Genomic DNA, 6,218 nt, shown 5'->3' with positions numbered 1-6,218 from the left:
GGGCCGGCACGGTGCTCACCGTGTCCACGGTGACCGGCACCGCCGCCCGCGCCGAGGCGCTCCGGGCCCGGCATCCGCGGGCCCTGGCGGAGGCGATGGAGGGCTTCGGGGTCGCCGAGGCCGCCGCCGCGCAGGGCGTGCCGGTGCTGGAGGTGCGGGCGGTGTCGAACCCCGTCGGTCCCCGCGACCGCGCCGCCTGGCGCATCGGGGAGGCCCTGACCGCGCTGACCGAGGGCTTCGGGAAGCTGGGGCCCGTCCTGGAGAGTTGGAACCCGCATGAGAATCCGCATGAGGAACCCGCATGAGCAGTGAACAGCACGGGACGGACGAGCGGCTGCGGATCGCGTACTCGCCCTGCCCGAACGACACGTTCGTCTTCGACGCCCTCGCCCACGGCCGGGTGCCCTCGGCGCCCGCCCTCGACGTCACCTTCGCCGACATCGACGTCACCAACGGCATGGCCGAACGCGGCGAGCACGACGTGCTGAAGGTGTCCTACGCGGTGCTGCCGTACGTCCTCGACGACTACGCGCTGCTGCCCTGCGGGGGTGCGCTGGGGCGCGGCTGCGGGCCGCTGGTGCTGACCCGCGAGGAGGGCCTGGCGGGCGGGGACCTGGCGGGCCGCACGGTCGCCGTGCCGAGCGAACGGTCCACGGCGTACCTGCTGTTCCGGCTGTGGGCGGCGGACGTGGTGCCCGGCGGGGTCGGCCGGATCGTGGTCATGCCGTTCCACGAGATCATGCCCGCCGTGCGGGACGGCCGGGTCGACGCGGGCCTGGTGATCCACGAAGCGCGCTTCACGTACCGGAACTACGGGCTGCACAAGCTGGCCGACATGGGCGAACACTGGGAGCACACCACCGGCCTGCCGATCCCGCTCGGCGCGATCATCGCCAAGCGGTCCCTGGGCACCGAGGCCCTGACGGGGCTGGCGGACGCGGTGCGGGCCTCCGTGCGGGCCGCCTGGGACGACCCGGAGGCGTCGCGCCCGTATGTGATGGAGCACGCGCAGGAGATGGACCCGGCCGTCGCCGACCAGCACATCGGGCTGTACGTCAACGAGTTCACCGCGGACCTCGGCGAGGACGGTTACGCGGCGGTGCGGGGGCTGCTGACCCGGGCGGCGGCCGAGGGCCTGGTGCCGCCGCTGGGCCCGGACGCACTGCGCTTCCCGTAGACGCGGTGCCGCGGGCGCGGTCCCGTGGGCGCGGTCCCGTGGGCGCGGTCCCGCAGGCGCGAGGACGGCCGCGGTACGGGTACCGCGGCCGTCCTCGAAGCCGGGACGGGCTGCCGTCCTCCGGGTCCTACACGTCGAGCTGGTCGGCGACCGCGCGCAGCAGGCCGGCGATCTTCTTGCCGGAGGCACGGTCGGGGTAGCGGCCGCCCTCCAGCTGCGGGGTGATGTTCTCCAGCAGGGTGGTCAGGTCCTGGACGATGGAGGCCAGTTCGTCCGGCTTGCGGCGCTGCGCCGCCGCGACCGACGGGGTGGGGTCGAGCACCGTCAGGGAGAGGGCCTGGTCACCGCGCTGTCCGGCGACCACGCCGAACTCCACGCGCTGGCCCGGCTTGAGTGTCTCGACTCCGGCGGGGAGGACCGAGGAATGGACGAAGACGTCACCGCCGTCGTCTCGGGAGAGAAAGCCGAAGCCCTTCTCACTGTTGAACCACTTGACCTTGCCGGTAGGCACGTCTGTCCTCGTCCTTGTACTCGTCGGGAAAACTGCTCGGAAACGGCTCTTGATAGCACTGGGGCGGGCCTGGTGACCCGCCGGTACCAAGGCTAATGGTCTTCAGGCCGGTGACAAGACGTCCCCCGGTTGTTCTCTCGGGCAGGGAACTACCCTGGTCGAGTGCGTGACAAAACCCAAGCGAATTCCGCGGCGCCCGGTGACGGCCTGGTCCGTGCCGGTGGCATCGTCTTCATCATCGGTGCCGTGGCCACTCTGGTCACGGTGGCCCCGTTGTTCCTCGGAACGACGCCCTTTCCGACGTACATGTTCGTGCTGAGCATGCTGATGGGCGTCGGATTCCTCATGGCCGGGGCGGGCGTTCTGCGTTCCGCCGCGGCCGGCCGGCGTCAGGCGCGGTCGAGGGAGCCGTCCGAGCGGTAGTCCGAAAACCATCCCGGGAATTCCGTGAGGCCGGTGAGGACGACGTCCGCACCCGCCGCACGGAGTTCCCCGGCGTCACAGGGCCCGGTGGTGACCGCGACGGACAGCGCACCGGCGGTCCGCGCGCCGCGCACGTCGCCCACGTGGTCGCCGACGTACACGTGCGCGCCGTGCTCGCGCAGCGCGAGCGCCTTCTGCTCGGCCCACAGCCCGCCGATCACGGCGTCCGGCTCGATGCCGAGGTGGGCCAGGTGCAGTTTGGCGTTCGGCTCGTACTTCGCCGTGACGACGATCGCCCGCCCGCCGGCCTCCCGCACGGCGGCGACGGCCTCACGGGCGCCCGGCAGGGCGAGGGCGGGCGCGATGGCGAACTCCGGGTACATCGACCGGTACAGCTCCGCCGCCTCCTCCACGCGCTCGGCCGGGAACCAGTTGACCAGCTCCTCGGCGAGCGGCGGCCCGAGCCGGGTCACCGCGAGATCGGCGTCGATGTACGTCCCGGTCCGCTCGGCCAGCGCCAGGTAGCAGGCCCGGATCCCCGGCCGCGAATCGATCAGCGTCATGTCGAGGTCGAACCCGACGGTGGGCCCGGCCGGCACGGAGGACGCCGGGGACGGCGTCGCGGACACGGACACGGGCGCGGACGCGGACACGGAGGGGTGCGGGGTCGTGGAGGCCATGCCCGCCATTGTGCCCGCCGCCCCACCCCGCCCGGCAGGACGCCTCGGCGCCCACCGGCCTGCCGGCCGGGACGCGGGCGGGACACGGGACAGCGGTGAACAGGGCCGAGGCTCCGAGACCCCGGGGCGACGCGGCGCGGACAGCGCGCCAGGAGCGGGCAACGAGCAGCGAGCAGCGGCCATCCGGCCGGCGGATCGGCGCCCCACCGAGACACGGGCAGACCGCCTCGGCACCCGCCTGCCCACAGGTCGGGAGGCGGGACGAGCAGGCGGTGAGCAGGGCCGAGGCCCCGGGACGACGGGCCGCGCCGAAGGCAGCCGGCGGCAGGCAGCAGCACCGGCCACCTGGCCGGCGGACCGGCAGACCGGCACCCCACCGAGACACCGGCAGACCGCCTCGGCACCCGCCTGCCCACAGGTCGGGAGGCGGGACGAGCAGGCGGTGAGCAGGGCCGAGGCCCCGGGACGACGGGCCGCGCCGAAGGCAGCCGGCGGCAGGCAGCAGCACCGGCCACCTGGCCGGCGGACCGGCAGACCGGCACCCCACCGAGACACCGGCAGACCGCCTCGGCACCCGCCTGCCCACAGGTCGGGAGGCGGGACGAGCAGGCGGTGAGCAGGGCCGAGGCCCCGGGACGACGGGCCGCGCCGAAGGCAGCCGGCGGCAGGCAGCAGCACCGGCCACCTGGCCGGCGGACCGGCAGACCGGCACCCCACCGAGACACCGGCAGACCGCCTCGGCACCCGCCTGCCCACAGATCGGGAGGCGGGACGGGCAGGCGGTGAGCAGGGCCGTGGCCCCCCGGGCCGACCGGCCGCGACAAAGGCAGCCCACGGCCGGCAACAGGCACCGGCCACCTGGCCGGCGGACCGGCGGACCGGCACCCCACCGATGCACCGGCAGACCGCCTCGGCACCCGCGGGGCCGAGGTCCCGGGCCGACCGGCCGCACCGAAGGCAGCCGGCGGCCGGCAACAGGCACCGGCACAGCGGCCCGCGCCCCGCGCGCCCGTCTCGCCTCTGCTCACCTCTGCCGCTGCGACCGCCACACGAGGAAGAGCGCCGAGGCGACGGCGGCGCCGCGGACCACCCATGGCCAGGTCTCGGAGACCGCCTCGTTCATCGCGCCCTCGGCGATCGGCTCGCCCCAGCGGCCGGCGGTGCGGCCCCACAGCCAGGTGAGGCCCGCGGCGAGCGCCAGGCCGGGGATGACGACGACCGCCCACTTGGACTCGGCCGGGGTCAGGCGGCGGGACGCCCAGGCGATGAGCCAGCCGAGGAGCAGGGCGAGCCACGTGCCGAGGACGGCGCCCGCGACGAGGAGGGCGGCGGCGAGCAGCAGGAGGGGGTTGTTCCAGCTCCCGGTGGCCGGACGCCACAGGCGCCGCCGCGCGGGCGTTTCCACGGCGGCCGGGACGGCGGCGGCCGGCTCGGCGGCGGTTTCCGCCTCGGCACCGGCGTCGGCGGGCGGTGTCCCGTCCGGCGGGGGCTTGAGCAGTTCCGGGATCTCGACGCCGCCGACGAAGCCGGGCACCTCGTCGCCGACTCCGAAGGGGCTGCTGTCCACCCGCCACCAGTCGGGCTGGGCCGCGCTGTCACCGAGCTCGTCCGCGCCGGCCCGGTGCGGGGACGACGGGACGTCGGCGGGCGGGGGAACCGGGTCCGGGCCGGACGGCGCGGCCGGGCGGGGGCCGGGCACGATCCGGCCCAGGACGCCCTTGGTCCGGCCGGGGCGTTTGGTCAGGTCCGTGGCGGGGGCGCTCCCGGTCTCCCGGGACCCGGGGTCGCGCTGCACGGGGACGGCGGCGGGGGCGCTCGCGGCCGGGGTGTCGGCGGTCTCCGGGCCGGGGCCGGCGGTGTGCGTGGCCGCCGTCACGACCTCGCTGGGGGTGCCGATCCGGGACAGGATGCGGCGCACGGCGGCCGGGGAGTCCACCACGGCCTTCGCGCGGCGCCGGTCGATCTCGTCGCGCAGTTCGGTGACCAGCCGCATCCGGGCCGACGAGGGCAGCTGCCGTTGCTGCGCCACGTCGCCGACGCGGCTCAGGTACTCGTAGACGACCTGGTCACTCTCGATACCCACGAAGTCCCCTCGGGGGCGGATGCGTTGGCTCACACCGTCGCCCGACGGTACCGCGAGTCGCGCCGCCCGGCCCAACTCCACACGCCCCACCGGCATACCCCACCCGCTACCGTGATGCGGATGAGCACCGAGGAGAAGCCCGCGGCGGCGCCCCGATCCCTCGCCGAAGCCCTCCGGAGGCGGGACGACGCCTCCCTCGCCGCGCTCCTGCGCAGTCGCCCGGACCTCATCACGCCCGTGCCCACCGACCTCACCCAGCTCGCCACCCGGGCCGGGACGCGGGCCTCGGTGGTGCGGGCGCTGGAGCGGCTGGACCGGTTCGCGCTGCAGACGGCGGAGGCGCTGGCGGTGGCCGGGGACCCGGCGTCGTACGGGGAGCTGCTCGGCCTGCTGGCGGGCGACGACGGTGATCCGGCCGTCGCCGCCGCCCTGCCGCGGGCGCTGGGCACGCTGCGGGAGCAGGCGCTGGTGTGGGGCGGGGACGACGTGCTGCGGCTGGTGCGCACGGCCCGCGAGCTGCTGTCGCCGTCGCCGCAGCATCCGTCGCCGACCGGGCTGGGCCCGTCGGTGCGGGAGGCCGCCGCGGGGATGTCCCCGGGGCGGATCCAGGAGGTCGTGGTGGCGGCGGGGCTGGCGTCCACGCACGACTCGGTGTCCGCCGTGGCGGCGCTGTCCGCGCTGTTCGGCGACCGCGAGCGGATGGCCGCCCTGCTGGACGAGGCCCCGGCGGAGTCCGTGGAGGTGCTGGAGCGGCTGCTGTGGGGCCCGCCGTACGGCCAGGTCACGGCCGATCCCGCGCCCCGGCTGCGCTGGCTGCTCGACCGGGGGCTGCTGCTGCCGACGGCGCCCGGGACCGTGGTCCTGCCGCGTGAGGTGGCCCTGCACCTGCGGGGCGGGCGGGCGCACCGGGCGACCGAGCCGGTGCCGCCGCCCGTGGAGTCCGCCGGCACGCACCGCCCGCAGGTGGTGGACGCGACGGCGGCCGGGCAGGCGTACACCGCGCTGGCGACGGTGGAGGAACTGCTGAAGGACTGGGACGAGGGCGGGCCCGCCGTGCTGCGGTCCGGCGGGCTGAGTGTGCGGGACCTGAAGCGGACCGCCGTCGCGCTGGACGTGCCGGAGCCGGCCGCCGCGTTCTGGGTGGAACTGGCCTACGCGGCCGGGCTGCTGGCCTCCGACGGCGAGGAGGACGAACGGTACGCGGCGACCCCCGCCTACGACGAGTGGCGGGAGCGGCCCGCGGCCGAGCGCTGGGCGCAGCTGGCGACCGCCTGGCTGACGGCGACCCGGGCGCCGGGGCTGGTCGGCGGGCGGGACGCGAAGGACCGGGCGCTCGCCGCGCTG

The 6,218-nt window shown here is 76.1% G+C and carries 5 protein-coding genes and 2 pseudogenes; 4 read left to right on the top strand and 3 right to left on the bottom strand.

Annotated elements, in window-relative coordinates; translation table 11 throughout:
• Together G3I53_RS21520 and G3I53_RS21515 are read left to right on the top strand one after the other, a co-directional pair.
• Nucleotides 1-305, top strand: a pseudogene (locus G3I53_RS21520) (futalosine hydrolase); the annotation flags it as partial.
• Nucleotides 302-1,177, top strand: coding sequence for a 1,4-dihydroxy-6-naphthoate synthase (locus G3I53_RS21515; RefSeq protein ID WP_164333824.1), 876 nt, complete (start codon nt 302-304; stop codon nt 1,175-1,177). The pseudogene G3I53_RS21520 and the gene G3I53_RS21515, both read left to right, overlap by 4 nt.
• A 127-nt stretch (nt 1,178-1,304) precedes the next feature.
• On the opposite strand, the gene G3I53_RS21510 is transcribed toward G3I53_RS21515, so the two are convergent.
• A complete protein-coding gene (locus G3I53_RS21510; RefSeq protein WP_164333825.1) occupies nt 1,305-1,688 on the bottom strand; it encodes a cold-shock protein in 384 nt (127 codons plus the stop codon).
• A gap of 162 nt (nt 1,689-1,850) precedes the next feature.
• Here G3I53_RS21510 and G3I53_RS21505 point away from each other — a divergent pair, with 162 nt between their 5' ends.
• Nucleotides 1,851-2,111 carry a hypothetical protein gene (locus tag G3I53_RS21505; RefSeq protein WP_031105615.1) on the top strand — a complete coding sequence of 87 codons (261 nt, stop codon included), beginning with the start codon at nt 1,851-1,853 and terminating at the stop codon, nt 2,109-2,111.
• Here the strand turns inward: G3I53_RS21505 and G3I53_RS21500 are convergent.
• Nucleotides 2,078-2,791: a haloacid dehalogenase-like hydrolase gene (locus tag G3I53_RS21500; RefSeq protein WP_164333826.1), complete on the bottom strand. Its 714-nt coding sequence runs from the start codon at nt 2,789-2,791 to the stop codon at nt 2,078-2,080. The genes G3I53_RS21505 and G3I53_RS21500 overlap by 34 nt on opposite strands.
• A 1,024-nt stretch (nt 2,792-3,815) precedes the next feature.
• Complete coding sequence (locus G3I53_RS21495) at nt 3,816-4,874, bottom strand: hypothetical protein (RefSeq protein WP_164438673.1); 1,059 nt, start codon at nt 4,872-4,874, stop codon at nt 3,816-3,818.
• Between the two features lie 120 nt (nt 4,875-4,994).
• Between G3I53_RS21495 and G3I53_RS21490 the strand changes: the two are divergent.
• Nucleotides 4,995-6,218: pseudogene (locus G3I53_RS21490) on the top strand (DNA-binding protein); the annotation flags it as partial.

Source organism: Streptomyces sp. SID14436 (assembly GCF_010548465.1).
Taxonomy (GTDB): domain Bacteria; phylum Actinomycetota; class Actinomycetes; order Streptomycetales; family Streptomycetaceae; genus Streptomyces.
Note: the sequence above shows the minus strand (reverse complement) of the source record. Positions and strands in the feature narration are given on the sequence as shown.